This window comes from Mammaliicoccus stepanovicii (genome assembly GCF_002902525.1).
Taxonomy (GTDB): domain Bacteria; phylum Bacillota; class Bacilli; order Staphylococcales; family Staphylococcaceae; genus Mammaliicoccus; species Mammaliicoccus stepanovicii.
The window spans coordinates 94,234-119,828 of the sequence record NZ_PPQZ01000118.1; the positions used below are offsets into that span (position 1 = coordinate 94,234).

Consider the following 25,595-nt stretch of genomic DNA (forward strand, 5'->3'; position numbering starts at 1 on the left):
TATCATGAAATTAGAACTCAACAAAAATTAGGCTACTTATCTCCTATAGAAATCAGGAAATGAGTAGCCTAAAAAATAATATTAGTATGAAGTTTCTGGTTTACGGGTTAAATGTCTGTTTGCTCATATTAGTCTTACTTGTATATAAGACATTTCATTTAATATTTAGACGCCTTTTTTGTTGCTCCAAAGTAATGTGTGTAGTTGTGGTAATACATATATATCGTTTAGTGTGTCATTCATCACTTTATCTATGAGTTGTTCATATTTTTCTAATAATCGTTCAGTATGATTGTCGACAGTATCATCTAAATATGGGTTACCTACTTGTAAGTAAAATGGGACTTCTGGATATCTATTATGAATCATTTTTGCGAAATTATAGTCTTCATCATCAAATATGACAACTTTTAAAGACAAGCTTTCAAGATTACATTTGTTTATAACGTCATCTAGTATAGGTAAGTTTGGTTTCATACCTGAACTTGGTGGCTTTGGACTGATAGTTAAGTCGTCTATTTCCGTCATCCAGTCTTGGAATTTTGAGCCTTGCGTTTCAAGCGCTGTTTTAATGTTTCTTTCTTGTAGTGCTTTAACGAGTGGACCAATGTTCTTAATCAATGCTGGATTCCCACCAGAAATAGTCACATGTTGGTATTTATTTGGTGCAAGTTCATCTAATGTTGAAATGATATCTTCAGGTTCTAATAATTGTATGTCTTCTTTAGCAGACCCATCCCATGTGAAGCTTGAATCACACCAACTACATCTATAGTCACATCCACTTGTTCTAACAAACATCGTTTTCTTACCAATGACTGAACCTTCACCTTGTATTGTAGGTCCGAATATTTCGAGTACAGGAATTTTAGGCATGGTCTACACCATGATTTGCCGGTCTATACACAACGTAACTAGTAGGCGTCTCTCTCACAAAAACTTGTACACATTTAGGTTTGTTTAAGCGTTTATCAAGTGATTCTTGAACGATGTTGTAAATCGTTTGGGCTACTTGTTCAGTTGACGGACTATTATCTTGAAATTCCTGAAAATCATTTAATAGTCTATGATCATAACGGCCATGAATTAATGATTTCAATTCACTAAAATTCACTAAAAATCCCATCTCATCTAATTCGTTTCCAGCGATCGTTAAGTTGATAAAATAAGTATGACCGTGAACATTGTGACATTTGCCTGCTTCTTCAAATGGAATATAATGTGCACTTGAAAAATTAAAGTCTTTATTTAATTCGAATGAATAAGGGTGTTGAACACTAGGATAAATTTGTTGTAGCATTATAAACTTCCTTTCGATTCAAGGTATTGTTGTAACCCTTGATTTCTTAAATGACATGCAGGACATTCCCCACAACCATCGCTCATGACACCGTTATAACAAGTTAATGTTTTATTTCTTATATAACTAAGTGCATCTAATTCATCACTTAAAGCCCATGTTTCTTTCTTGTTTAACCACATTAATGGTGTATGAATAACAAAATCTTTATCCATAGATAAATTTAATGATAAATTCATAGATTTAATAAAACTATCTCTACAATCTGGATAACCACTAAAATCAGTCTCACAAACACCCGTAATTATATGTTTAGCACCAATTTGATAGGCAAGTGCACCAGCAAAGGATAAAAACAGTAAATTTCTAGCTGGAACAAACGTGTTAGGTACACCGTCCTCATTATCTTCAATTTGCATAGAATGATCAGTTAATGCGTTTGGAGATAATTGGGAAAGTAACGACATATCCAAGACATGATGTTTCAATCCTTGCTCTGATGCAATATTTTTCGCAACTTCTATTTCTAAGTCATGTCTTTGTCCATATTGAAATGTAACGAGTTCAACTTCTTTGAAATGTGCCTTTGCATAAAACATACACGTCGTACTATCTTGGCCACCGCTAAATACAACGAGTGCTTTTTCGTTTTTTAATGTTTCTGACATTGTCTTTCTCCTTTAAAAAGGCATAAAAAAAGCCTGCCTTCTATAAAAAAGGTAGACGTGGGTGTCTAGTTTTTTATAGAGGGTGTCAGCTAGTAACCTCTTAGTTTTTTGAATATACAAATGATAATATAATCCTAGTATAAAAGCAAGTTCACTGTATGGTATGATGAACTTGAATAAAATGAAGAAAGAGCGTATAAAACTATGATTATAATGATTGACAACCATGACTCATTTACATATAACATTATAGAATATTTAAATATTATCTCTAAAAGCGAAGAGATTAAAGTGATGATGACAGAAAACGTATCAATTGAACGAATCGAATCATTAAATCCTAAACTTGTGATCATTTCACCTGGACCAGGTCATCCTGATGATTATAAGGATTTAAAGAACGTGATGAAACACATCTGTCATGATGTCCCAATATTGGGTGTTTGTTTAGGATTTCAATTGCTAATCTCTATATTTGGTGGACGTGTCATCAAAGGTGAGAAACCGATACATGGACACGTTGCGAAACTTGAACACGATGGGGAAGGTATTTATCTAGGTTTACCACAATCATTTCAAGTGACAAGGTATCATTCCCTCATAGCAGACATGCAAAGCATTCCGGACGTGTTTAAAGTTTCATCATTTATTGAACAAGGCATACCGATGTCAGTTCGACATAAAGAACTACCAATAGAGGCTGTTCAATATCATCCGGAATCTATATTAAGCGAATACGGAAAGGAACAATTTGCGAATTTCTTGATGAAAGTAGGTATAGAAGTTGAGAGCACATATTCAGTTTAAGTACATATTGAATCAAAACCATCATGAAACGTTATCTTTTAAATTTGAGAATCCGATTGTCGACCAGATAGCACAAAATATTGATGAAGTTGCGCCTTTAATCGATCAAGCAGAGTATTATCAAACGTTAGGATATTATGTAGTGTTAACACTCCCTTATGAAAGTGCAAAAGCATTTAATAAAGCATTTGATGTACATGAAGATGTAGAAAATTTTGGGTCATTACAAGTATATAAAGAACCCGTTACTGATTTCTCAGAAGACACTAGCCATAATCAAATAGTCAAATGGAATAGTATAGATTCGGATGAGACATTATCACAGAATATTAAAGATATTCAATATGAAATTACAAACGGAAATACATATCAAGTTAACTACACAACAAGATTGAAGGCGAAATCTATTGATAACCCTTATGAATATTATAGATTTTTAACTTATGAATCGAACGGTAATTATGTTGCATATATTGAAAACAGTGAGGAGAATATCATATCTATTTCGCCGGAACTCTTCTTTCAAACTGGTCCTCATGAAACGTTAGAGCATTGTATATTAACGAAGCCTATGAAAGGTACGATTGAAAGAGGTTCCACACTTCAAGAAGACGATGATCATTATCAATGGCTCGCCAATTCCAGCAAAGATAAAGCAGAAAATGTGATGATCGTTGATCTATTAAGAAATGATTTAACGAAAATTTCAAAGCCTGGAACAGTTGAAACGGTGAATTTGTTCATGATTGAAGCATACAAAACAGTATTTCAAATGACGAGTACAGTGCGTAGTGAAATGCAAAAGAATTTGCGATTATATAATATATTAGAAGCGCTATTTCCATGCGGCTCGATTACTGGAGCGCCTAAAGAAGCAACAATGAAAGTGATACAACGTCTTGAAAAAACACCTAGAAAAATTTATTGTGGAACAATCGGGTTATTATTACCAGATGGAAGAAAAGTGTTTAGTGTCCCAATTAGAACAGTACTTAACACTAAGAAAGAAGCGGTTTATGGTGTAGGTGCCGGGATAACAATTGATTCAAGAGCGGATGATGAAATTAAAGAATTTAAAATGAAAACTAAAATATTAGAACATAGTGAACAATCTTTAATAGAAACGATGCGCATAGAAGATGGTTTAGTCAAAAGACGAGAAGTACATACTGAAAGAGTCATTAAAGGTGCTGAAGCATTAAATATTGATTTAAATATAGCGCATTGGCATAAACATTTAGATGATGCAACACGTGAATGTTGTTCAGGAACATTTAAGCTAAGGATTGAAATTAATCATTCTGGCGTGTTTAAAATGAATATTCAAGAACTAGCTGATAATAATAAACCACTCACTGCCAAGCTCATGTTATCAACAAATGCCCCATATATTTATAGAACAAACAAGACAACTGCACGTAGACAATTTGATCATAATCATGAAACGGATGTCGTGTTGTTTTATGATGATCATAACGAATTAACAGAGTTTGATATTGGCAATTTAGTGCTTAAATATGAAAATGAATATATAACACCAATTTATAAAGGCCAATTTTTGAATGGTTGTATGAGACAATCATTGTTAGACAATGGTGTAATAAAGGAAAGAAAGATAAATAAATCTGATTTATTCAATAAAGATATAGAAGTTTATATGATAAATAGTTTAAGAGAGTGGACGAAGATAGATTTAAAATTTTGATGGTAATCTAAAGTTACAAATAGTAAAATAGTAACCATCATATAAAGACAGGTGAAAATTAATGTTCTTAGCGCTATTATATTTAATAATCGTTATTGTTCTTCTGTTTTATTTAAAACGATTTGTTTTAGGAGAACTAAGAAAAGAGAAAAATAAGCAAAGTTTTGCATATTTATATATCGGTTTTGTGATTGTCATTATATTTGTAGGATTATTTGTATATCAATTGATGCATGTTTTTATAGATTTAACAGATGTATTTTATCGTAAACAGTGATGCTGTGTATAGCATAACAGAATGAGGTGTCTTAAATGCGCATATACCCTAAAGGTGATTCAGCACTTACCATTATGAGTGATAGAGAACCTTCTAGACAACTAACGCATGAAATAAATGAATTTAGGTTAGAAATTATCAATCAACGTATGCCGTATATTGATGAAGTTATTCCAAGTGAAAATAGTTTAATGGTTGTATATCATCCGTATACTATGATGATGAAACATAATATTGACGAACCATTTGAATACATGAAGGAACTTGTTGAAAATATTATTTATCAAAAAAAACAAGACTTAAAAGATAGAGTTGTTAATAAAAAATCAATACAAATTGATATTGTAGTTGGTGGATTGTATGGTCCTGATTATAATTTATTCACTGATTTAACTTCTGAAGAAAAGCAGCAAATTATTGAATCGAGAACATATTTTGTTTCCATGATTGGGCATACACCGGGATGTCCTTATTTGTCTGGCTTAAGCCATCGCTTATTTACAAGTAGTTCAAACTACAAACAATTTATCCCTAAAGGTTCAGTATGTATTGAAAAAGATAAATTGTTTATTACAACTACAGAAACAAGTGGTGATTGGCCGGTGATAGGCTGGACCAATGCTGAAATATTCGACAGAAAGAACACAAAGTGTTTATTAAATTTTGGTGATGATGTCACGTTGCATATCGTTGATACGTTACCAGAGAGTGGAGGATATAAACCATGTCAGTAATAGTTAGAAAACCTGGTCTATACACTTCCATACAAGACTTAGGTAGACAAGAGTACCAACATATTGGAATAGTAAAGAACGGTTCAATAGATCAACTGAATCATCGAATAGCCAATTTATTAGTAGGAAATAATGAAGAAGAAGCTTTAATCGAGATGACAGTTAGTATGCCTACAATACAATTTACGGAACCAACTTTAATCGCTATTACAGGAGCTAACTTTCCAGCATTTAGAGACCAAGAAAGAATATCTCCTTACAAAATTCAACTCATGAATAAAGGTGAAACGCTTAGCTTTAATGATGCGCATAAAGGAACAAGAGGCTACTTAGCAATCGCAGGTGGAATAGTTGCAGATGAATGGCTAGGTTCTAAATCAACGAGCATTAGATTAGAAATGGGTGGCTATAAAGGTCGTCTTCTTCAAGAAAGTGACGAAATAGAAATGTGTAGAAACTACACTCCTTTACAAAAGAAATTATTTGAAAATCTTGAAGTATCTAAATCAGCCAGTTGGGGTCTCGACCAATATACGTTAGCATTGAATTATTTTTCAGATATATTTCATATCATTTCTGGTGAAGGCGTTACACATTTAAGTGATGACGACTTAAAAACACTAGAATCAAAAGTTTATAAAGTGTCTAACCGATTTAATCGAACAGGTTTAACACTTGACGGGGAACCAGTTATAAACAGCAACTTTAAAAACCAACCTTTCTTAAGTGTTAAAAAAGGTAGCGTAATATTAAATAAAGAAAATCAACCAGTCATTATGTTGAATGATCATCAATCACTATCTAGTTATCCGCAACTAGGAACGATAGCATCTTATCATATTGATAAACTTGCTCAAAAAAAGCAAGGTTCGAAAATTATTTTTAAAATTATCAATATTAAAGAAGCGGAATTAAACATGAAGAAACATGCTCAATTCATTAAACAAGTTAAAACGGGGATTAGATACAAATTAACCGAAGAACTTAATAAATGATTTCAATGTGTAAATTGTGTCAGTTGTGTGCACTTTTTACACATTTTTTAGTTCGATTTATGGCTTTCAGTTGAAATTTAATGTAAAATAGTATAGATTATAATACTGAACATAAAATATTACATGAATATTACAACTTTCAATAATAACAAAACAATATATAAATTTAATTTATGTGAGTTGAGATACGGAGGAAAGGTATGAAAACTAAAAATAGGAAGATTGGCGTCTTTGCGTTCTTCTTGCTAACGGTGTTAGCGATTGCCATAAAGACTTATTTTGCCTATTATGTAGACTTGTCACTCGGGGTAAAGGGTCTCGTTCAAAATTTAATTTTATTAATGAATCCTTACAGTTTAATTGCTTTGATATTGAGTGTTTTTCTATTCTTTAAAGGGAAAAAATCATTCTGGTTTATCTTTATAGCAGGATTTGTCTTGTCATTTCTACTTTATGCGAATGTTGTATACTTTAGATTCTTCTCAGACTTCTTAACATTTAGTACATTAAACCAAGTTGGTAATGTGGAATCTATGTCGGGGGCTGTATACAGTTCATTCTCATGGTATGACTTTATTTACTTTACAGATACAATTATATTCTTATTTGTACTGATCTTTAAAAGTAAATGGTTCACTACAAAAGCATTTCCGAAGAAATTTGTCCCAGTTGTTATGGGTGTTGCAGTAGCATTGTTCTTCTTGAATTTAGCTTTTGCTGAATCTGATAGACCAGAACTATTAACAAGAACATTTGATCATAAATATTTAGTTAAATATTTAGGTCCTTATAACTTTACTGTTTATGACGGCGTTAAAACAATTCAAAACAACTCACAAAAAGCTTTAGCAAGTGAAGATGACTTAACTGAAGTTAAAAATTATACTAAACAGAAATATCAAGAACCAAACAAAGAAACATTTGGAATTGCTAAAGATAAGAATGTCATCAAGATTCATTTAGAAAGTTTCCAATCATTCTTAATCGACTTTAAAGTTAATGGTGAAGAGGTTACACCATTTTTAAATTCATTAGCTAAAGGAGATAAAGGATATAAATATTATCCAAACTTCTTCCATCAAACTGGACAAGGTAAAACAGCTGACTCAGAATTAACGATGGATAATAGTATTTTTGGATTACCACAAGGTTCTGCTTATTCTCTTAAAGGGGATAACACGTACCAATCTCTACCAGCTATCTTGAACCAGAAACAAGGGTATGAAACATCAGTAATGCATGGTGACTACAAGACGTTCTGGAACAGAGATCAAGTGTATAAACACTTTGGTGTAGATAAATTCTATGATGCAACTTATTATGATATGAAACAAGAAAACCTTGAGAACTTAGGACTTAAAGATAAAGTGTTCTTTGATGAGTCAATTGCCCATCTAAAAGAACAAAAACAACCGTTCTATTCTCATTTAATAACATTAACTAATCATTATCCATTTACTGTGAAAAAAGAAGACGCAACAATTGAAAAACCTAACACAGGTAGCTCAACATTAGATGGTTATATTCAAACTGCTCGTTATTTAGATGAGTCATTAGAACAATTTGTTAAACAGCTCAAAAAAGAAGGCCTATATGACGATTCTGTTATTATGATTTATGGTGACCATTACGGTATATCAGAAAATCACAATAAAGCAATGGCAAACTTATTAGGTGAAGATGAAATTACACCAGCTAAGTTTATGGACTTAAATAGAACACCGTTCTTCTTAAAAGTACCTGGACTAAAAGGTGGCGTTGACGAAACATACGGTGGTCAAACTGATGTAATGCCTACATTGCTAGATGTATTAGGTATTAAGTCTAATAATTATCTCATGTTTGGTACAGATTTATTATCTAAAGGTCATGATCAAACAGTGGCATTTAGAAATGGTGACTTTATTACGCCACAATATAAATCAATCGGTAATACGGTTTATGATAATAAGACAAATAAACCAATGAAAGCAAAACCTAAAGACTTAGAAGAAAAGAAAAATAATGTAGAAAAAGAACTAGAATTATCTGACCAACTGTTACATGGTGATTTATTCAGATTCTATGATAATCCTGATTTCAAGAAAATTAAGCCATCAGATTATCAATATAAATCAGGTAACGGTTATAAAGAAGAATAAAATAAAAGCAGCAAGCAAAGGATCAACTTTGCTTGCTGTTTTTTTAATTTAATACGATATGGTAATGTGATTTATCCTAATGCAACATCTAAGATCATCATGATAGTAAAACCGCCCATTAAACCTAGCGTTGCTAAGTCTGTATTGTTTCCTGATTGTGACTCTGGTATTAATTCTTCTACAACTACGAATATCATGGCCCCGGCAGCAAATGCTAATGCATATGGTAATACGGGAGTTGCCACGACAACGAGTAATGCACCTAGCATTGCAAATACCGGTTCTACTAACGCTGAGGCTTGTCCATAGTTAAATGATTTCCACTTTGATAATCCTGAAGCACGTATAGGCATTGAAAGTGCTGCACCTTCAGGGATGTTCTGAATCCCAATTCCAATCGCTAAACCTAATGCGCCTAACAGTGTCGCACCATCATTACCTGTAGCAACGCCACCGAACGCAACACCGATTGCCATACCTTCTGGAATATTATGCAATGTAATTGCTAAGAACAACAAGGTATTCTTTCCTAATGCAGTGTCAGGACCTTCAACTCTTTGGTTTTTATCAGGAGAATTTTGATGCGCATGTGGGATCACAAAATCTAATAACCTTATAAAAATACCACCAAGTATAAATCCAATTGCAGCAGGTAGCCATGGCATCATACTATCTGAACTTTGTTCAATTGAAGGTTGTAATAACGACCAAAAACTTGCTGCTATCATAACCCCAGCAGCAAATCCTTGCATCGTGTTAATCACTTTAGTGTCAATGTTTTTAAACAAATATACAAACGATGCACCAAGTGCTGTTAACAGCCACGTTATGATACCCGCAAACAATGCTTGTAAATAAGGTGGTAATGTTGTAAAAAACTCTTGCATAGTTATGTCTCCTTCATATCTTTTATTAGAAAAAAAGTGTATAATATATTAATTGAAAACTGAGAAAATTAAAGGATGTTAATTGATGGAAGCATATAAAATTGAAAAACTTAATAAGCAATATGGTGACAAAGTTTTATTTAATGATTTAGATTTATCTATTTCTAATAAAGAACGTATTGGACTAGTAGGTATTAATGGTACCGGCAAAAGTACTTTGCTTAAAGTAATTGCAAATATTGACGATGATTATGATGCAAAAACGTCTTACCCAAATCAATACCAAATTGCATATGCTAGCCAAAAGCCAGACTTAAACGAATCACTAACAATCATAGATGAAGTATTAAACGATGAAACAGAATTAACTAAAGCTATCGCAAATTATGAAAATATACTTAATAAGTACCAATTAACAGGTGACTCTAAAGATTTAGATCTTATGATGAAATATCAATCCGATATGGATCGACTTAATGCATGGGACTATAGTTCAGATGTTAAAACTATTCTATCAAAACTAGGTATAAATGACTATCTCAAAAAAATCGGTGAATTAAGTGGTGGTCAGAAAAAAAGAGTGGCCTTAGCAAAAGAACTTATTCGTAAACCTGACTTACTGTTATTAGATGAACCAACTAACCATTTGGATATTGAAGGTATTGAGTGGTTAGTAAATTATATTAGACAGTATCCTCACACGATAATGTTTGTTACCCATGATCGTCATTTCCTAAACCAAGTTGCTACAAGAATCGTTGAACTTTCAAATGGAAAATTGACAAGTTATCCAGGGAACTATGAATCATACATTCAAGCAAGAGCTGAAAAAGAAGAAATAGAAATGAAACAGCACGACAAGAAGAAAGCGCTTTACAAACAAGAGTTGAATTGGATGAGACAAGGTGCTAAAGCACGATCTACAAAACAACAAGCAAGAATTCAAAGATTCAATACTTTAGAAGATGATATTGCTTCTAAAAAAACACAAGGCGAAGCGAGTTTAAATCTTGCTCACTCTAGGTTAGGTAAGCAAGTGTTTGAATTGGAAGAAGTCGGTAAGAAGATAGGCAATAAAGTGTTATTCCGAGATTTCTCAACTATCATTCAAAAGGGAGATAGAATTGGGATAGTTGGTGAGAATGGTGTCGGAAAAACAACACTGTTAAATATTATAAGCGGTCTAGATCAAGATTTTGATGGAGCATTACGAACTGGACAAACTGTTAAAATTGCTTACTTTAAACAACTTGAAGAAAGTTTAAGTTCAAATAAGAGAATGATTGATTATTTACGTGAAGAAAGTGAAGTAGCGAAAGAAAAAGACGGAACAGTCGTTTCAGTTACGCAATTATTGGAACGATTTTTATTCCCAAGTTCTTCTCATGGTACACAAATAAGTAAACTTTCAGGTGGAGAACAGAAGAGACTTTATCTCTTGAAATTACTTGTACATGAACCGAATGTTCTTATTCTTGATGAGCCTACAAATGATTTAGATACAGAAACACTTACGATATTAGAGGCTTATATTAATGAATTTGGTGGGACTGTATTGACTGTCAGCCATGATAGATATTTCTTGAATAAAGTCGCAAATAAATATTGGTTTATACACGACGAAGAAGTAGAACCAATGTTAGGAAACTTTGAGGATTATTTAGTTTATAAGCGCAAAGTTGAAAAAAATGCGCAACAACAATTGAAAAAAGAAGAAAAGATAATCGAAAAATCAAATGAACCAGTGAGATTATCATTTAAAGAAAAAAGAGAACTGGAACAGTTAGAGAAAAATATAGAATACATTGAAAATAGATTAGAAGAAATAGATAAAGAAATGATTGAACATGCAACAAACTATGAAAAACTAAATGAGCTTACAAGTGAGAAGAAATCGATTGAAACGCAATATGAAGAAGATTATATGCGTTGGTCATCCTTATCAGATAGATTATAAGCATATAGAGGTGTAATAATAGATGCAAAACATTTTACAAGAATATTTCGGATACCAGCAATTTAGAGCTGGACAAAAAGACATAATCGATAAAGTGATTGATCACCGACCAACATTGGGCGTAATGCCAACTGGTGGAGGTAAATCGGTATGTTACCAAGTACCAGGCTTATATTTAGATGGATTAACAATTGTGATTAGTCCATTGATATCACTAATGAAAGACCAAGTTGACAGTTTAAGGTCAATGGGGATTAATGCTGAATTTTTAAATAGTACGTTAACAAGTAAAGAAAAGAAAAGAGTTGAAAGCGAACTCGTTTCAGGAAACTTAAAATTCCTTTATATTGCACCAGAACGATTTAACCAACCTCAATTTATACAAATGATAAACAAGTGTAATGTACAATTAATAGCATTTGATGAAGCGCATTGTATTTCAAAGTGGGGGCATGATTTTAGACCAAGTTATCAAGAAGTTATCTCACATGTTATGAGCTTACCGCATCACTTTAGACTGGTTGCATTAACTGCAACTGCAACTAAAGAAGTTCAAGAAGATATATCAAGTAAACTAGGAATAGCACCAAATGATATTGTTGAAACCTCAATTAAGCGTGAAAATTTAACTTTCAAAGTAGATAACACATATCAACGGTTAAATTTTGTGAAAGATTACGTTAAACAACATCGTAATCAATCGGGTATTATTTATTGTTCAACACGAAAGCAAGTTGAACAATTAAGTGAAACATTTGATGATTTAGAAATTGATAACGTTATGTATCACGCTGGTCTTCCTAAAGAAGAAAGAGCAAATGCTCAAAGAAAATTTATAGATGATGACGTTAAATTGGCTGTTGCAACGAATGCATTTGGAATGGGTATCGACAAATCTAATGTTCGATTTGTTATTCATTATAATATGCCTCAAGATATCGAATCATATTATCAAGAAGCAGGTAGAGCAGGACGTGATCAGCTAGATAGTGAATGTATATTATTATACTCCGACCGAGATATTGATCTTCAAAAATTCTTTATTTCTTCTAGTCCTGCTGATGATGAGTACAAAGAAAAGCAAGGCGAAAAGCTAAGACAGATGATTCAATATACGAAAACAACGAAATGCCTTGAAGCTATGATGATACATTACTTTAATCCAGATGAAAAACTAGAAGAATGTGGCAGATGTTCAAGCTGTGTTCAAGCTGAAAAAAATTACAATATGACCACAGAAGCTCAGAAAATATTAAGTTGTATTGCACGTCTAAAACAAAACGAAAAACGAAATATGATTATTCAAGTTCTAAGAGGAGAAGAGACAAATCAAATTTCTAACTTAGGATATAATGAATTGAGTACGTATGGTATTTTGAAGAATTATACGACGAATGAATGTCATCATCTATTAGATGAATTAAGATATAAAGGATATTTAAATGAACATAAAGAAATTTTAAGTGTCGATCAAAGTGCTATGGATGTATTAAGAGGTAATGTTGAAATTATGACAACACCATTTAGAACGAAACCTACAGAAATTGTGGATATACAAACAATTACAGATGTTGATCGATCGCTATTTAATCGTTTGGTAGAAGTGCGGAAAAATTTAAGCAAAGAATTAGAAGTCTCACCACTTTCTATATTTTCAGATCAAATTCTGGAACAATTTGCGAAAAGATTACCAGATTCTAAAAAAGAAATGGTTCTAATAGATGGAATCGGTAGTTATAAGTTAAAACATTATTGTCCTATTTTTATCGACACTATTAAAACATATAAGCAACCTATCTAATTAAAAAATAGGAATTTATTTAGAAATAAAGGGTACATGTAATGTAACTTGTGTTTAGTTGTAAACAATAAAAAGGGAATGTGGTGTCTATTAATGATTGAATTTGAAACTGTTTCAAAAATATACGGAGATAAAAAAGCAGTGGATGATGTAAGTTTTAAAATTAACAAAGGTGAATTTTTTGTTTTAATTGGGCCATCTGGTTGCGGGAAAACAACGACGCTTAAAATGATAAACAGACTTATTAATTTATCAGAAGGATTTATTTATTTTAACGATAAACCTATTAGTGATTATGATGTTTCAAAGATGCGTTGGGATATAGGATATGTATTACAACAAATCGCACTATTCCCTCATATGACAATTAAAGAGAATATAGCACAAGTACCAGAAATGAAAAAATGGAAGAAAAAAGATATTGCAGATCGAGTTGACGAACTGCTAAATATGGTTGGTTTAGATCCTGAAACATATAGGGACAGATATCCTAGTGAACTATCTGGTGGACAACAACAACGTATTGGTGTGATTCGAGCACTTGCATCAGATCCTCCAGTCGTATTAATGGATGAACCTTTTAGTGCGCTCGATCCAATAAGTAGAAAGAATTTACAAGATGATTTGTTAGAATTGCAAACTAAAATTAAAAAAACAATTGTATTTGTTACACATGACATTGAAGAAGCAATGAAAATGGGAGACCGTATTTGTTTGCTTAATCAAGGACGTGTTGAACAAATTGGAACACCAGATGAATTTATACATCACCCTAAAAATGAATTTGTTAAATCATTTTTAGGGAATATGGATGTACATGTTCTTAAACAAATTCAATTAGGAGATATAGCACAACCAATAACTGAAGTTTCTATAGGTGAAATCAATCAATTTCCTAAAGTTAAACCTACAGAAACAATCGACCATATTTATGGTTTATTAGCAGAACATGAAGCAATTGTGATGGATAAAGGTGAAGAAGTACCAAGTCATATTGTGACGAGGAAATATGTGTTTAGTTATTTAGCTGGTAAGAATAGAGGTGTTTCATAATGCATACGTTAATTGAAACACTATCTACTCGAAAAGAGCAATTACTCGAAACATTATTAGAGCATATTCAGTTATCATTCATTGCTTTACTTATCGCTGTAGTCATAGCCGTGCCACTTGGGATTTTGTTGACTAAAACTAAAAAGTTAGCAGAAGTTATCATAAATATCGCAGCTGTTTTACAGACTATTCCGTCATTAGCGCTGTTAGGGTTGATGATTCCATTATTCGGAATTGGTAGAGTTCCAGCAATTATTGCATTAGTAATTTATGCACTTTTACCTATATTGAGGAATACATATACAGGTATAAAGGAAGTCGATCCATCACTTATCGAAGCAGCACGAGGCATTGGTATGAAGACAGGGCGCAGATTATCTAAAGTAGAGCTACCACTTGCTATGCCAGTCATGATGGCCGGTATTAGAACGGCAATGGTATTGATAATAGGGACAGCAACATTAGCGGCATTAATAGGTGCAGGGGGCCTAGGTGACTTAATCTTACTTGGGATAGATCGTAATAACTCATCATTAATACTGCTTGGGGCAATTCCAGCAGCGATATTAGCTATTTTCTTTGATTTATTCTTGAAAATTTTAGAAAAAATATCATATAAAAAATCACTTATTATACTAGGTTCAATTTTAATTGTATTTTTATTAACAATTATTATTCCAATATTTGCTCAAAAAGGAGACAAAATCACTTTAGCGGGCAAGCTAGGATCTGAACCAGAAATTATTACAAATATGTATAAAATTTTAATCGAAGAAGATACAGAGAATAAAGTTGAAGTCAAAGCAGGCATGGGTAAAACATCATTCTTATTTAATGCACTTAAATCAGATGAAATTGATGGTTATTTAGAATTTACAGGTACGGTTTTAGGTGAGTTAACGAAGGAAGCGCCTAAATCTACTTCCGAGAAAATGGTTTATAACCAAGCAAATGAGAGTATAAATAAGAAATTTGATATGCAATTGCTAGAGCCAATGAAATACAATAATACGTATGCCTTAGCAGTAAAAAAAGAATATGCCAAAAAATATAACTTAAAAACTATATCTGATCTTAAAAAAGTAGAAGATGATATAAGACCGGGATTTACATTAGAATTTAATGACCGTGGTGATGGTTATAAAGGTATTCAAAAAAAATACAACCTTAAATTTAAAGATGTTAAAACAATGGAACCTAAGTTGCGATATCAAGCATTAGAAGGAAATGATATCGACTTAATAGATGCATATTCTACAGATGCTGAACTTAAAGAGTACGGGATGGTTGTTTTAGAAGATGACAAGAAGCTGTTCCCACCTTATCAAGGTGCACCAATGATGAAAAACAAAACAGTTAAAGAACACCCAGAAGCAGTGAAGGCCATGAATAAATTAAAAGGCAAAATCACCGATGAAGAAATGCAAGAAATGAATTATAAAGTAACTGTTAAAGATGAAGATTCATATAAAGTAGCTAAAGATTATTTAAAGAAGAACAACTTGATTAATTAAATACCATTGATTTATGAAAATGAAAAGGTCTATAATATTATTAATATACAAAACGGTAAATTTCGATTTACCGTTTTTATTTATAATTTGGAGGTCAATCAATATGAAGCAACAATTAAGCAAATTACAAGCGTATCAGCCAGGTTTATCACCGCGACAATTAAAGGAAAAGTATGGCTTTGATGGAGAAATGGTCAAACTTGCTTCAAATGAAAATTTATATGGTCCTTCACCCAAAGTAAAAGAAGCTATTAAAGATAATTTAGATGAATTATTTTACTATCCTGAAGTTAAACAATTTGACGTAAAAGAAACGTTAAGCAACATGCATAATGTTAAGAAAGAACAAATTTTCTTCGGTTCAGGTTTAGATGAAGTGATTATGATTATTTCAAGAGCAATCTTAGAAGCGAATGATGAGATTGTGACGAGTGACATGACATTTGGACAGTATAAACACCATGCTGTTATAGAAAGTGCAAATGTGAGAACAACGCCGCTTAAAGATGGTTATTTTGATTTAGACGCTATGTACGAGCAAATTAACGACAGTACAAAACTAATTTGGATATGTAATCCAAACAATCCAACAGGTACATACTTACCACATGATGAAATTGAATCATTTATACAAAAAGTACCCGACGATATTATCGTACTTATTGATGAAGCATATATTGAATTCGCAACTGCTGAAGATATGCCAAATAGTTTAGAATTATTATCACAATATGATCAAGTTGTCGTATTAAGAACGTTCTCAAAAGCATACGGTTTAGCATCTCAACGTATTGGATATGCTATAGCGAGTGAAGATTTATTAAATCAACTCGACATTGTGAGACTACCATTTAATGTGACATCATTATCTGCAGTTGCTGCTGATGCTGCACTTAAAGACCAGAATTATTTACGAGATATAACTACTAAAAATCGCATAGAAATTGAGAAGTATTTAAACGCATCATTTAGTGAGCATTTATATGATAGCCAAACGAACTTTGTATTTGTAAATACAGAAGAACCTCAAATGCTTTATGATGCCCTTATCAAAGAAGGGTTTATAACAAGACCATTTCCAAACGGTGTTCGAATAACAGCTGGTTTTAGTGAGCATAATGACCAAGTAATAAAAGTATTAGAATCATTTTTTAATAAGTAAAATTCGTGAAATAGGAAAGTCATGTCGTTCTTTGATATACTAATATCATGAGAAATTAAAGGAGAATGTATGATGACGAAACAAACGATTGGTATTGATATGGATGAAGTTTTAGTTGATACGATTAAGAAATTGCTTCAACATTACAATGATGAGACATCATCAAATATTACGATGGAAGAGTTGCGTGGCACAAAGATCAGAAATATGATGCCAGAACATCAAGGACTCTTAACGAATATTTTAAGAAAAGATGGATTCTTTAGAGACTTAGAAGTATTTCCTGATGCAATTGAAGTCGTTAAGAAATTGAATGAATACTATGATGTCTATATAGTGACAGCAGCGATGGACGTTCCAACATCATTTGCTGATAAATATGCATGGCTTCAAGAACATATGCCGTTTTTAGATACGCAACATTTTGTTTTTTGTGGTGATAAAGGCATAGTAAACACAGATTATTTAATTGATGATAATCCTAAACAATTAGAAAGTTTCAAAAATCATTCGATTATGTACGCGGCTGGTCATAACGTTGATTATGATAAGTGGCCAAAAGTACACAATTGGAAAGAAGTAGAAGCATACTTCTTAGGTGAGAATGGTGAATATAATAAACAGAAGAATAAAGTATCACAAAGTATGAAGTAAAAAATAAAATAAAGCACTTCGTTAATTTAGTTTTTGTAGTAAATAACTAAACTAACGGAGTGCTTTATTTTATTTTTATGTACAAGAAATGTTGTAACGCTTTTAATAAAAAAAGTATATCACTATAAAGCTGATAAAATCAGTTGAGTGATATACTTTTTTATTTTGAGTTACATATTTCGTTTATTTAACGCCAACCATAAGTGATTTAATCTTAGGACTAGCGATTAATAATAATATCCCGATGACGATTGCGATGATACCAGAATATAAGAAGTAATCATTTGAGCTGATACTTGTATATATTTTGACCATTTGTGCGTTGATACCTTGTGCCATTGCGTTTGATAAGAACCATACACTCATCATTTGAGCCGTAAAGGCTTGAGGTGCTAATTTAGTCGTTGTAGATAAAGCAATTGGTGAGATACAAAGCTCTCCAACTGTTACAAGTAAGAAACTAGCAAATAACCAGAATGGATTAATTAATCCAGCGTCACTTGATAAAGGAATAACCATTATGATGTATGAAAGTCCGGCGAAACAAACACCAATTACAAATTTATATACTGTAGGTGGATTGAATCTACCGAGTTTAACCCAAATTGTAGAGAAGATAGGTGCTAACAAAATAATGAAAAATGGATTAAGTGATTGGAACCAAGCAGCTGGTATTTGAAAATCGATTAAACCGCCTGTTAAGTTTGCCATACTTAATTCAGTTTTTGTATCAGCAAATTGTGCTAACACTGTTGAACCTTGCTCTTGAATCATCCAGAATGCAACTGCCGCGATAAATAACGGAATGTATGCAAACACTCTTGAACGTTCGAAATCTTGAGTCTTCTTACTTGTTGTTATTTTTACAAAATAATAAATTGGTAACAGTATGCCAAGTAAAGAGATAAAGTTAGCAAAATTAGGTAGTGTTAACTTGCCAAATAAAGCTAATATAACACAAACAATTGCACAAATCACGACGATAATGGCAGTGATAATGGTAATTGTTTTCTTTTCTTTTTTTGAAAGAGGGTCAGGAATTTCAATACCTGCCAAACCTAAATATTTTTTGTTTGTGATGAAGTATATAACTAAACCAACAAACATACCAACTGCTGCAACTGCGAATCCAGCGTGAAAACCAACATTTACTTGTAACCAACCAATGATTAATGGTGATAATAAAGCACCTAAGTTGATTGACATATAAAAAATAGTGAAAGCTGAATCTAATCTTGGGTCATTCTTTTCATACAGTAACCCAACTGTAGAAGAAATATTAGGTTTTAATAAACCAGTACCTACAATTAAGAATAGCAATGCTACGAGTAGTAATGTGAAGTTACTAGGTAATGATAGTAGAATATGTCCAATCATGATGAGTATGCCACCGTAGAACAATGCATGTCTCGTACCAGTTATTCTATCTGCAATCCAACCACCAATGACACCACTCATATAAACAAGTGCACCATATATTGAAACGATTTGAAGTGCTAAACCTTGGTCTATACCGAAGCCGCCTTTTGATACTGAATAATATATGTAATAAGCAAGTATAGCTTTCATTCCATAGTAACTGAATCGTTCCCAAAACTCAGTAAGGAATAAAGTTGATAAGCCTTTAGGATGTCCAAAGAATCCTGTACGAGGCGTACTTTGGATGATTTCCTCTTTAGAATAATGTCTGTTATTCATAATATAATTCCCCTTCATAATAAACTGTATAAGCTTTTTTTAAATTATCACATATTAAATTGTAATCGTTTGATAAAATAAAAACAAGTTAAAGATTGTTAATATTCACACAATAATGATAATTAAAATTTTAGAAATCATATATATCAACGGTTTCCTATGATAAAAAAATTCCGAAATAAAGAAAGCGCTTTCTTATAATAAAGTTTCATATGTTAGAATAAGTGGAAAATGATTATTTCAATAAAAAAATGCGTCAGTTTGCACTGACGCATTTTTTGTTATCTATTATCAACATTTTCTGGGTATAAATCATGATTCATCATTCGATATTCTGCCATTTTCTCGTATTTAGAGTCTGGGCGTCCGTAATTTGTATAAGGGTCAATTGATATACCACCTCTTGGTGTAAACTTTCCTAAAACTTCTATATAATGTGGATCCATTAATTCAATCAAATCGTTCATAATGACATTCATGCAATCTTCATGAAAATCTCCATGATTTCTGAAACTGAATAAATATAGTTTTAAAGATTTTGATTCTACCATTTTAATGTTAGGGATATAAGATATATAAATTGTAGCAAAATCTGGCTGCCCAGTTATAGGACAAAGTGATGTGAATTCTGGACAATTAAATTTTACAAAGTAGTCTCTACCTTGATGTTTATTATCAAATACTTCTAACACTTCAGGTGTATATTGATCATGATAAGTATTGTTTTGGTTTCCGAGTAGTGTGATATCTTTTAATTCTTCTTTGTTTCTTCCTTCTGACATTATGATTCTCCTTTTTGTGGTTTTGGATTTCTTTGAGCTTTTTTGAACATATAATAACCTGCAAGGAATATAATAATATATCCGAGGTAACTTAGCATATCTGGCACTTCTTTAAATAGGATGAAACCGAGAATAGCACTAAAGATAACTGACGCATATACAAAGATTGAAATGTCTTTTGCAGCGGCAAAGCTATAAGCCATCGTTATACCGAATTGTCCTACAGTTGCGAAAATACCGGATAATAATAAGAAAATTATTTGTGTGGTGTTCATTGGTTGATATGTGAAAATGACAAATGGTATGAGTACAACAGTCGAAAAGAACGAGAAATAAAATACTGTTGTATATGATTTTTCTCTTTGTCCTAACGGTCGTAATGCAGTGTATGCACCAGCGGCAAATATACCAGATAACAACCCAACTATTGCTGGAATTACATCAGAATCAAACGATGGTTTAATGATAAATATTGAGCCAGCAATTGCAACAATCATGGCGATCACTTGATATCTTCTAGTACGTTCATTTAAAAATATTGCACATAGTAAGATTGTCCAGAATGGATTAAGTTTCATTAACATATCTGCATCGCTGAGAACCATGTGATCAATCGCGTAGATGTTGAGTAACACACCAATTAAACCAAGTGTGGATCTCAAAATTAAAAGCGGCTGATTCTGTAATTCACCAAATAATGGGGCTTTGTATTTCATTACAAAATATATCGGAACAATCATGGCAATCAAGTTTCTAAATAGTGACTTTTGAAATACTGGTAAATCACCAGAAAGTCTAAAGAAAACAGCCATTAAACTGAATCCGAAAGAAGAAATAAGTATAGCTAATATTCCTTTAACTGTGGCATTCATTTTTTATGCACCTTCCAAATTTTATCAATGAACATATCGTATCATAAAATGCTTTTAAAGAGTATAACGCATGATTGAGATTTAATTTAAAAATAAAAATTTATGAAAGTTATTTTCAAATGGTGATGTGACAACGGTTGGCGTGATTTGAAACAAAGTCAACCCTATTTTTTAAAAATTTTTAAGGTATTATAAGTGTTATGGCTCATTTATAATGTTATAATGAATCACATAATATAGTATGTATCCAAATAAAAGAGCACTATATCTTGTGTTTTGTACATTTATAATGAAAATGTATAAAGTAATGATTTCATTATATTTTTATTGCATAAATGAAAAGACAGCATATACATATGGTAGGTGATAGTTTATGAAGGTTATTTATTATTCTTTAACAGGTAACGTAAAACGGTTCATTCAAAAATCTGGGCTAACGGATACCATGGCTCTCACTGAAGTAAATAAATTTGAAGTAATAAATGAACCATTTATCATTGTTACCGGAACAATCGGTTTTGGTCAAATACCTGATACCGTACAAGACTTTCTAGATATTAATCACGAACAACTTAAAGCGGTAGTAGGTAGTGGAAATAGAAATTGGGGACAGAATTTCGCAAAAGCCGGAGATGAAATTGCGGAAAAGTATCATGTCCCTTTATTAATGAAATTTGAATTACATGGTAATCAAGAAATCGCAAATGAATTTAAGGAAAAGGTGGTTAATCTCTATGAAAATGATAAACAAACAGAAAAAAAATCATATTGAGCTAAATAACAAGGTAACGAAACGAAGAGAAGATGGGTTTTTTGATATTGAGAAGGACCAAGAAGCGCTTGAATTATACTTGGAAGAAATTGAAGAGAAATCAATCAAGTTTAATAATGCTTTAGAACGATTACACTTCTTAGTTGATCAAGATTTTTACTATGACTTATTTAAAGAATATAGTGAAGAAGCTTTAACAGAGATTAATCAATTTGCTGATTCTATACCATTTAAATTTGCTAGTTATATGTCAGCAAGCAAGTTTTTTAAAGATTATGCATTGAAAACAAACGATAAAACTGAATATCTAGAAACATATAAAGAACATGTCATCATCGTTTCTTTATATTTAGCAAAAGGAAATGTTGAACAGGCTAAGCAATTCATAGAAGGTATGATTGAACAAAGAATTCAACCAGCAACACCTACATTTTTAAATGCAGGAAGAGCGAGACGTGGAGAATTAGTGAGTTGTTTCTTACTAGAAGTAGACGACAGCTTAAATTCCATTAACTTTATTGATTCTACTGCTAAACAACTTAGTAAAATAGGTGGCGGTGTTGCCATTAATTTATCTAAATTACGTGCACGTGGCGAAGCAATTAAAGGTATTAAAGGTGTAGCTAAAGGTGTCTTACCAGTAGCAAAATCATTAGAAGGTGGCTTTAGCTATGCTGATCAACTTGGTCAAAGACCTGGCGCTGGTGCTGTATATTTAAATATATTCCACTATGATGTATTGGAATTTTTAGATACTAAAAAAGTAAATGCCGATGAAGATATTAGGTTATCGACAATATCAACTGGACTTATTGTCCCATCTAAATTCTTCGATTTAGCTAAAGAAGGCAAAGACTTTCACATGTTCGCACCACACACTGTAGAACGTGAATATGGTGTAACTTTGGATGATATTAATTTAGATGAACGTTATGACGAATTAGTTGCAAACCCTAATATTATTAAGAAATCTAAAGATGCACGTGATATGTTAAATACGATAGCACAAACACAATTACAATCTGGTTATCCATATTTGATGTTCAAAGATAATGCGAATAAAGTACATCCAAATGCTGAAATTGGTCAAATCAAAATGAGTAACTTATGTACAGAAATATTCCAACTACAAGAAACTTCAATTATTAATGACTATGGAACGGAAGATGAAATTAAACGTGATATTTCATGTAATTTAGGATCATTAAACATCGTCAATGTGATGGAATCTAAGAAATTTAGAAACTCAGTTCATACTGGTATGGATGCATTAACAGTCGTTTCTGATGATACTGAAATTAAAAATGCACCTGGTGTAAGAAAAGCAAATAGCGAATTGCATTCAGTAGGCTTAGGCGTAATGAACTTACATGGTTTCTTAGCTAAAAATAAAATTGGCTATGAATCTGAAGAAGCAAAAGACTTTGCCAATGTATTCTTTATGATGATGAATTATTATTCTATTGAACGTTCAATGGAAATAGCTAAAGAAAAACAAGAGACGTATGTTGATTTTGAGAAATCAGATTACGCCTCAGGTAAATATTTTGAGAAATATATCCATTCAGATATTAAACCACAATATGATAATGTCGCTGCATTATTTGAAGGAATGGATATTCCAAGTGCAGAAGATTGGGCATCATTGGCGCAAGAAGTTAAAGAAAATGGTTTATACCATGCTTATAGACTTGCAATTGCACCAACACAAAGTATTTCATATGTCCAAAATGCAACAAGTTCAGTTATGCCAATTGTGGATCAAATTGAAAGAAGAACATACGGAAATGCAGAAACATTTTATCCGATGCCATTCTTATCACCAGAAACAATGTGGTTCTATAAATCAGCGTTTAATACAGATCAAATGAAGTTAATTGATTTAATTGCAACAATACAAGAACACGTAGATCAAGGTATTTCTACAATTCTATATGTAAACTCTGAAATTTCTACACGTGAACTTTCAAGATTATACGTATATGCCCACCATAAGGGATTGAAATCACTTTACTATACACGTAATAAATTATTAAGCGTTGAAGAATGTACAAGTTGTGCAATTTAATCATTCTAATAAGATAGGAGATCTAATATGAAGGCAGTAAATTGGAATACACAAGAAGATATGACGAACATGTTCTGGCGTCAGAACATCTCACAAATGTGGGTGGAGTCAGAATTTAAAGTTTCTAAAGATATGGCAAGTTGGGAAACTTTAACTGAACCAGAACAAAATGCTTTTAAGAAAGCTTTAGCTGGATTAACAGGATTAGATACGCATCAAGCAGATGATGGTATGCCACTTATCATGATGCACACTAAAGATTTACGTAAAAAAGCAGTTTATTCGTTCATGGGTATGATGGAGCAAATACATGCGAAAAGTTATTCACATATATTTACAACGTTATTACCTTCTAGTGAAACGAATGAACTACTAGATAAATGGGTAGTAGAAGAGCCACATTTGAAATATAAATCAGAAATGATTGTTGGTAATTATCATAAATTATGGGCTAAAGAAGCGAGTATTTATGATCAATATATGGCACGTGTTTCAAGTGTGTTCTTAGAGACATTCTTATTCTATTCTGGATTCTATTATCCTCTTTATTTAGCAGGACAAGGTAGAATGACAACTTCAGGTGAAATTATCCGTAAAATATTACTAGATGAATCAATTCATGGTGTATTTACAGGATTAGATGCACAAAGTTTAAGAAATGAATTATCACAAGATGAGCAATTAAAAGCAGATAGAGAAATGTATCGTATGCTTGATTTACTATACAAAAATGAATACGAATATACTAAATCTTTATATGATGAAATTGGGTTAACGAATGATGTTATGAATTATGTGACGTATAATGCTAATAAAGCTTTAGCAAACCTAGGCTTTGAAGCGTATTATGAAGAAAAAGCATTTAATCCAATTATTGAAAATGCATTAAATACTAGCACTAAAAACCATGATTTCTTTAGTGTTAAAGGTGATGGATACGTATTAGCATTAAACGTAGAAGCGCTTAAGGATGAAGATTTCGTGTTTGATGAGCATTAAAGAAAATAAGATTTTATAGATAAATTAGAACACATTACAAGGTAAAATAGCCTCGTAATGTGTTCTATTATTTTAAGTATAGAAGTGCAGAACAAGCTGTTATCATCTAAAATTAAACGTTTTCATAAATTTGACTTAAAATGTTAACATATTTTTCAATCTTACTTGTATTATGAAATGAATATTTGTATATAATTAAGTTAATAAACAGAAAGGTGGAGATATTCGTGAAAAGAATATTATTAAGTGTATTAACAATTATGATTATTGCGGTACTTGCAGCTTGTGGAAATGATAAAGATGAAAAAGAAAACAGCCATAAGGAGCATAAGTCTGAAGAAAAACCACAAGCTTTAGAAGTTAAATTAGATATTCCAAAAGAAGCTAAAAAAGGTGAAGAAGTTAACTTGAAAGCAGAAGTCACACTTGGTGACAAAAAAGTAAAAGATGCTGATGAAGTCATGTTTGAAATAGCTAAAGATGGCGATAAAAAAGCATCAACAATGAAAAAAGTGAAACACGATAAAGATGGTATTTATACATTGAAATATAAGTTTGAAACACCTGGTACATATAACATAACAAGTCATGTTACAGCTAAAGATCAACATACAATGCCTAATCAAGATATTGAAATTAAATAATTTTTAAGTTTGTAGCAAGCCTAACTAGGGCGGGACAGAAATCTATTTTTAATATAAATAGATTTCTGTCCCGCCCTTTTTTATAAAAATTTTATAAGATATGCT

Annotated in this window: 23 protein-coding genes; 16 read left to right on the top strand and 7 right to left on the bottom strand. The window is 32.0% G+C overall.

What is annotated here, in order from left to right; translation table 11 throughout:
• Positions 1 to 165: 165 nt before the first annotated feature.
• From queE to queC, 3 genes are read right to left on the bottom strand one after another with little or no spacing between them, the layout of a single operon-like run.
• The gene (gene queE / locus CD111_RS11965) at positions 166 to 876 is read right to left on the bottom strand and encodes a 7-carboxy-7-deazaguanine synthase QueE (RefSeq protein WP_095089350.1); all 711 of its coding nucleotides are present in this window, start codon (positions 874 to 876) and stop codon (positions 166 to 168) included.
• Complete coding sequence (gene queD / locus CD111_RS11970) at positions 869 to 1,300, bottom strand: 6-carboxytetrahydropterin synthase QueD (protein ID WP_095089348.1); 432 nt, start codon at positions 1,298 to 1,300, stop codon at positions 869 to 871. Before queD ends, queE begins: the two co-directional genes overlap by 8 nt.
• Positions 1,300 to 1,968 (bottom strand): 7-cyano-7-deazaguanine synthase QueC, encoded by a 669-nt coding sequence (gene queC / locus CD111_RS11975; protein WP_095089346.1) that lies wholly within the window; start codon positions 1,966 to 1,968, stop codon positions 1,300 to 1,302. The genes queD and queC overlap by 1 nt, the downstream gene beginning before the upstream one ends.
• Before the next feature lie 204 nt (positions 1,969 to 2,172).
• Here queC and CD111_RS11980 point away from each other — a divergent pair, with 204 nt between their 5' ends.
• From CD111_RS11980 to ltaS, 6 genes are all read left to right on the top strand, one after another.
• The gene (locus tag CD111_RS11980; protein ID WP_095089344.1) at positions 2,173 to 2,775 is read left to right on the top strand and encodes an anthranilate synthase component II; all 603 of its coding nucleotides are present in this window, start codon (positions 2,173 to 2,175) and stop codon (positions 2,773 to 2,775) included.
• Positions 2,753 to 4,480 carry a chorismate-binding protein gene (locus tag CD111_RS11985; RefSeq protein ID WP_095089342.1) on the top strand — a complete coding sequence of 576 codons (1,728 nt, stop codon included), beginning with the start codon at positions 2,753 to 2,755 and terminating at the stop codon, positions 4,478 to 4,480. The genes CD111_RS11980 and CD111_RS11985 overlap by 23 nt, the downstream gene beginning before the upstream one ends.
• Before the next feature lie 61 nt (positions 4,481 to 4,541).
• Complete coding sequence (locus CD111_RS11990; protein ID WP_095089339.1) at positions 4,542 to 4,757, top strand: hypothetical protein; 216 nt, start codon at positions 4,542 to 4,544, stop codon at positions 4,755 to 4,757.
• 35 nt (positions 4,758 to 4,792) lie between these two features.
• Positions 4,793 to 5,491 carry a carboxyltransferase domain-containing protein gene (locus tag CD111_RS11995; RefSeq protein WP_095089336.1) on the top strand — a complete coding sequence of 233 codons (699 nt, stop codon included), beginning with the start codon at positions 4,793 to 4,795 and terminating at the stop codon, positions 5,489 to 5,491.
• Positions 5,482 to 6,486, top strand: a complete 1,005-nt coding sequence (locus CD111_RS12000) for a 5-oxoprolinase subunit C family protein (RefSeq protein ID WP_095089333.1) — start codon at positions 5,482 to 5,484, stop codon at positions 6,484 to 6,486. The genes CD111_RS11995 and CD111_RS12000 overlap by 10 nt, the downstream gene beginning before the upstream one ends.
• A gap of 200 nt (positions 6,487 to 6,686) precedes the next feature.
• On the top strand, positions 6,687 to 8,627 hold the full coding sequence (gene ltaS / locus CD111_RS12005; RefSeq protein WP_095089330.1) for a polyglycerol-phosphate lipoteichoic acid synthase LtaS: 1,941 nt from the start codon (positions 6,687 to 6,689) through the stop codon (positions 8,625 to 8,627).
• A gap of 71 nt (positions 8,628 to 8,698) precedes the next feature.
• Here the strand turns inward: ltaS and CD111_RS12010 are convergent, their stop codons facing one another.
• Positions 8,699 to 9,514, bottom strand: coding sequence for a ZIP family metal transporter (locus CD111_RS12010; protein ID WP_095089326.1), 816 nt, complete (start codon positions 9,512 to 9,514; stop codon positions 8,699 to 8,701).
• Positions 9,515 to 9,599: 85 nt separating this feature from the next.
• On the opposite strand from CD111_RS12010, the gene CD111_RS12015 reads away from it, so the two are divergent.
• The 6 genes from CD111_RS12015 to CD111_RS12040 all read left to right on the top strand — a co-directional run bounded on the left by CD111_RS12015 (position 9,600) and on the right by CD111_RS12040 (position 17,655).
• The gene (locus CD111_RS12015; RefSeq protein WP_095089322.1) at positions 9,600 to 11,471 is read left to right on the top strand and encodes an ABC-F family ATP-binding cassette domain-containing protein; all 1,872 of its coding nucleotides are present in this window, start codon (positions 9,600 to 9,602) and stop codon (positions 11,469 to 11,471) included.
• Between the two features lie 22 nt (positions 11,472 to 11,493).
• On the top strand, positions 11,494 to 13,272 hold the full coding sequence (gene recQ, locus CD111_RS12020) for a DNA helicase RecQ (RefSeq protein WP_095089318.1): 1,779 nt from the start codon (positions 11,494 to 11,496) through the stop codon (positions 13,270 to 13,272).
• A 93-nt stretch (positions 13,273 to 13,365) separates the two neighbouring features.
• Complete coding sequence (locus CD111_RS12025) at positions 13,366 to 14,325, top strand: ABC transporter ATP-binding protein (protein ID WP_095089314.1); 960 nt, start codon at positions 13,366 to 13,368, stop codon at positions 14,323 to 14,325.
• The gene (locus CD111_RS12030) at positions 14,325 to 15,839 is read left to right on the top strand and encodes an ABC transporter permease/substrate-binding protein (RefSeq protein WP_095089311.1); all 1,515 of its coding nucleotides are present in this window, start codon (positions 14,325 to 14,327) and stop codon (positions 15,837 to 15,839) included. The genes CD111_RS12025 and CD111_RS12030 overlap by 1 nt, the downstream gene beginning before the upstream one ends.
• A 103-nt stretch (positions 15,840 to 15,942) precedes the next feature.
• Positions 15,943 to 17,001, top strand: a complete 1,059-nt coding sequence (gene hisC / locus CD111_RS12035; protein ID WP_095089307.1) for a histidinol-phosphate transaminase — start codon at positions 15,943 to 15,945, stop codon at positions 16,999 to 17,001.
• A 72-nt stretch (positions 17,002 to 17,073) separates the two neighbouring features.
• Positions 17,074 to 17,655 carry a 5' nucleotidase, NT5C type gene (locus CD111_RS12040; RefSeq protein ID WP_095089304.1) on the top strand — a complete coding sequence of 194 codons (582 nt, stop codon included), beginning with the start codon at positions 17,074 to 17,076 and terminating at the stop codon, positions 17,653 to 17,655.
• A gap of 183 nt (positions 17,656 to 17,838) precedes the next feature.
• Here the strand turns inward: CD111_RS12040 and CD111_RS12045 are convergent, their stop codons facing one another.
• The 3 genes from CD111_RS12045 to CD111_RS12055 form a co-directional block, all read right to left on the bottom strand.
• Positions 17,839 to 19,353 carry a peptide MFS transporter gene (locus CD111_RS12045; protein WP_095089300.1) on the bottom strand — a complete coding sequence of 505 codons (1,515 nt, stop codon included), beginning with the start codon at positions 19,351 to 19,353 and terminating at the stop codon, positions 17,839 to 17,841.
• 281 nt (positions 19,354 to 19,634) lie between these two features.
• Positions 19,635 to 20,135 (bottom strand): preQ(1) synthase, encoded by a 501-nt coding sequence (gene queF, locus CD111_RS12050; protein WP_095089296.1) that lies wholly within the window; start codon positions 20,133 to 20,135, stop codon positions 19,635 to 19,637.
• On the bottom strand, positions 20,135 to 21,007 hold the full coding sequence (locus tag CD111_RS12055; RefSeq protein WP_095089292.1) for a DMT family transporter: 873 nt from the start codon (positions 21,005 to 21,007) through the stop codon (positions 20,135 to 20,137). The genes queF and CD111_RS12055 overlap by 1 nt, the downstream gene beginning before the upstream one ends.
• 373 nt (positions 21,008 to 21,380) lie before the next feature.
• On the opposite strand from CD111_RS12055, the gene nrdI reads away from it, so the two are divergent.
• The 4 genes from nrdI to CD111_RS12075 all read left to right on the top strand — a co-directional run bounded on the left by nrdI (position 21,381) and on the right by CD111_RS12075 (position 25,490).
• Positions 21,381 to 21,779 carry a class Ib ribonucleoside-diphosphate reductase assembly flavoprotein NrdI gene (nrdI, locus tag CD111_RS12060; protein WP_095089290.1) on the top strand — a complete coding sequence of 133 codons (399 nt, stop codon included), beginning with the start codon at positions 21,381 to 21,383 and terminating at the stop codon, positions 21,777 to 21,779.
• Positions 21,742 to 23,847 carry a class 1b ribonucleoside-diphosphate reductase subunit alpha gene (gene nrdE, locus CD111_RS12065; RefSeq protein ID WP_095089288.1) on the top strand — a complete coding sequence of 702 codons (2,106 nt, stop codon included), beginning with the start codon at positions 21,742 to 21,744 and terminating at the stop codon, positions 23,845 to 23,847. Before nrdI ends, nrdE begins: the two co-directional genes overlap by 38 nt.
• A 27-nt stretch (positions 23,848 to 23,874) precedes the next feature.
• Positions 23,875 to 24,846 (top strand): class 1b ribonucleoside-diphosphate reductase subunit beta, encoded by a 972-nt coding sequence (gene nrdF, locus CD111_RS12070; RefSeq protein ID WP_095089284.1) that lies wholly within the window; start codon positions 23,875 to 23,877, stop codon positions 24,844 to 24,846.
• Positions 24,847 to 25,073: 227 nt separating this feature from the next.
• Complete coding sequence (locus CD111_RS12075) at positions 25,074 to 25,490, top strand: FixH family protein (RefSeq protein WP_095089279.1); 417 nt, start codon at positions 25,074 to 25,076, stop codon at positions 25,488 to 25,490.
• Positions 25,491 to 25,595 lie beyond the last annotated feature (105 nt).

Excerpts from the sequence above, each read along its gene's own strand:
- CD111_RS12010 (WP_095089326.1), bottom strand. The coding sequence starts at position 9,514 with ATGCAAGAGTTTTTTACAACATTACCACCTTATTTACAAGCATTGTTT.
- queF (WP_095089296.1), bottom strand. The coding sequence starts at position 20,135 with ATGTCAGAAGGAAGAAACAAAGAAGAATTAAAAGATATCACACTACTC.
- CD111_RS11980 (WP_095089344.1), top strand. The coding sequence starts at position 2,173 with ATGATTATAATGATTGACAACCATGACTCATTTACATATAACATTATA.
- nrdF (WP_095089284.1), top strand. The coding sequence starts at position 23,875 with ATGAAGGCAGTAAATTGGAATACACAAGAAGATATGACGAACATGTTC.
- nrdE (WP_095089288.1), top strand. The coding sequence starts at position 21,742 with ATGAAAATGATAAACAAACAGAAAAAAAATCATATTGAGCTAAATAAC.
- CD111_RS12040 (WP_095089304.1), top strand. The coding sequence starts at position 17,074 with ATGACGAAACAAACGATTGGTATTGATATGGATGAAGTTTTAGTTGAT.
- CD111_RS12045 (WP_095089300.1), bottom strand. The coding sequence starts at position 19,353 with ATGAATAACAGACATTATTCTAAAGAGGAAATCATCCAAAGTACGCCT.
- CD111_RS12025 (WP_095089314.1), top strand. The coding sequence starts at position 13,366 with ATGATTGAATTTGAAACTGTTTCAAAAATATACGGAGATAAAAAAGCA.
- ltaS (WP_095089330.1), top strand. The coding sequence starts at position 6,687 with ATGAAAACTAAAAATAGGAAGATTGGCGTCTTTGCGTTCTTCTTGCTA.
- queC (WP_095089346.1), bottom strand. The coding sequence starts at position 1,968 with ATGTCAGAAACATTAAAAAACGAAAAAGCACTCGTTGTATTTAGCGGT.
- queD (WP_095089348.1), bottom strand. The coding sequence starts at position 1,300 with ATGCTACAACAAATTTATCCTAGTGTTCAACACCCTTATTCATTCGAA.
- CD111_RS12030 (WP_095089311.1), top strand. The coding sequence starts at position 14,325 with ATGCATACGTTAATTGAAACACTATCTACTCGAAAAGAGCAATTACTC.
- CD111_RS12015 (WP_095089322.1), top strand. The coding sequence starts at position 9,600 with ATGGAAGCATATAAAATTGAAAAACTTAATAAGCAATATGGTGACAAA.
- nrdI (WP_095089290.1), top strand. The coding sequence starts at position 21,381 with ATGAAGGTTATTTATTATTCTTTAACAGGTAACGTAAAACGGTTCATT.
- queE (WP_095089350.1), bottom strand. The coding sequence starts at position 876 with ATGCCTAAAATTCCTGTACTCGAAATATTCGGACCTACAATACAAGGT.
- CD111_RS12055 (WP_095089292.1), bottom strand. The coding sequence starts at position 21,007 with ATGAATGCCACAGTTAAAGGAATATTAGCTATACTTATTTCTTCTTTC.
- hisC (WP_095089307.1), top strand. The coding sequence starts at position 15,943 with ATGAAGCAACAATTAAGCAAATTACAAGCGTATCAGCCAGGTTTATCA.
- recQ (WP_095089318.1), top strand. The coding sequence starts at position 11,494 with ATGCAAAACATTTTACAAGAATATTTCGGATACCAGCAATTTAGAGCT.
- CD111_RS12000 (WP_095089333.1), top strand. The coding sequence starts at position 5,482 with ATGTCAGTAATAGTTAGAAAACCTGGTCTATACACTTCCATACAAGAC.
- CD111_RS11995 (WP_095089336.1), top strand. The coding sequence starts at position 4,793 with ATGCGCATATACCCTAAAGGTGATTCAGCACTTACCATTATGAGTGAT.
- CD111_RS11990 (WP_095089339.1), top strand. The coding sequence starts at position 4,542 with ATGTTCTTAGCGCTATTATATTTAATAATCGTTATTGTTCTTCTGTTT.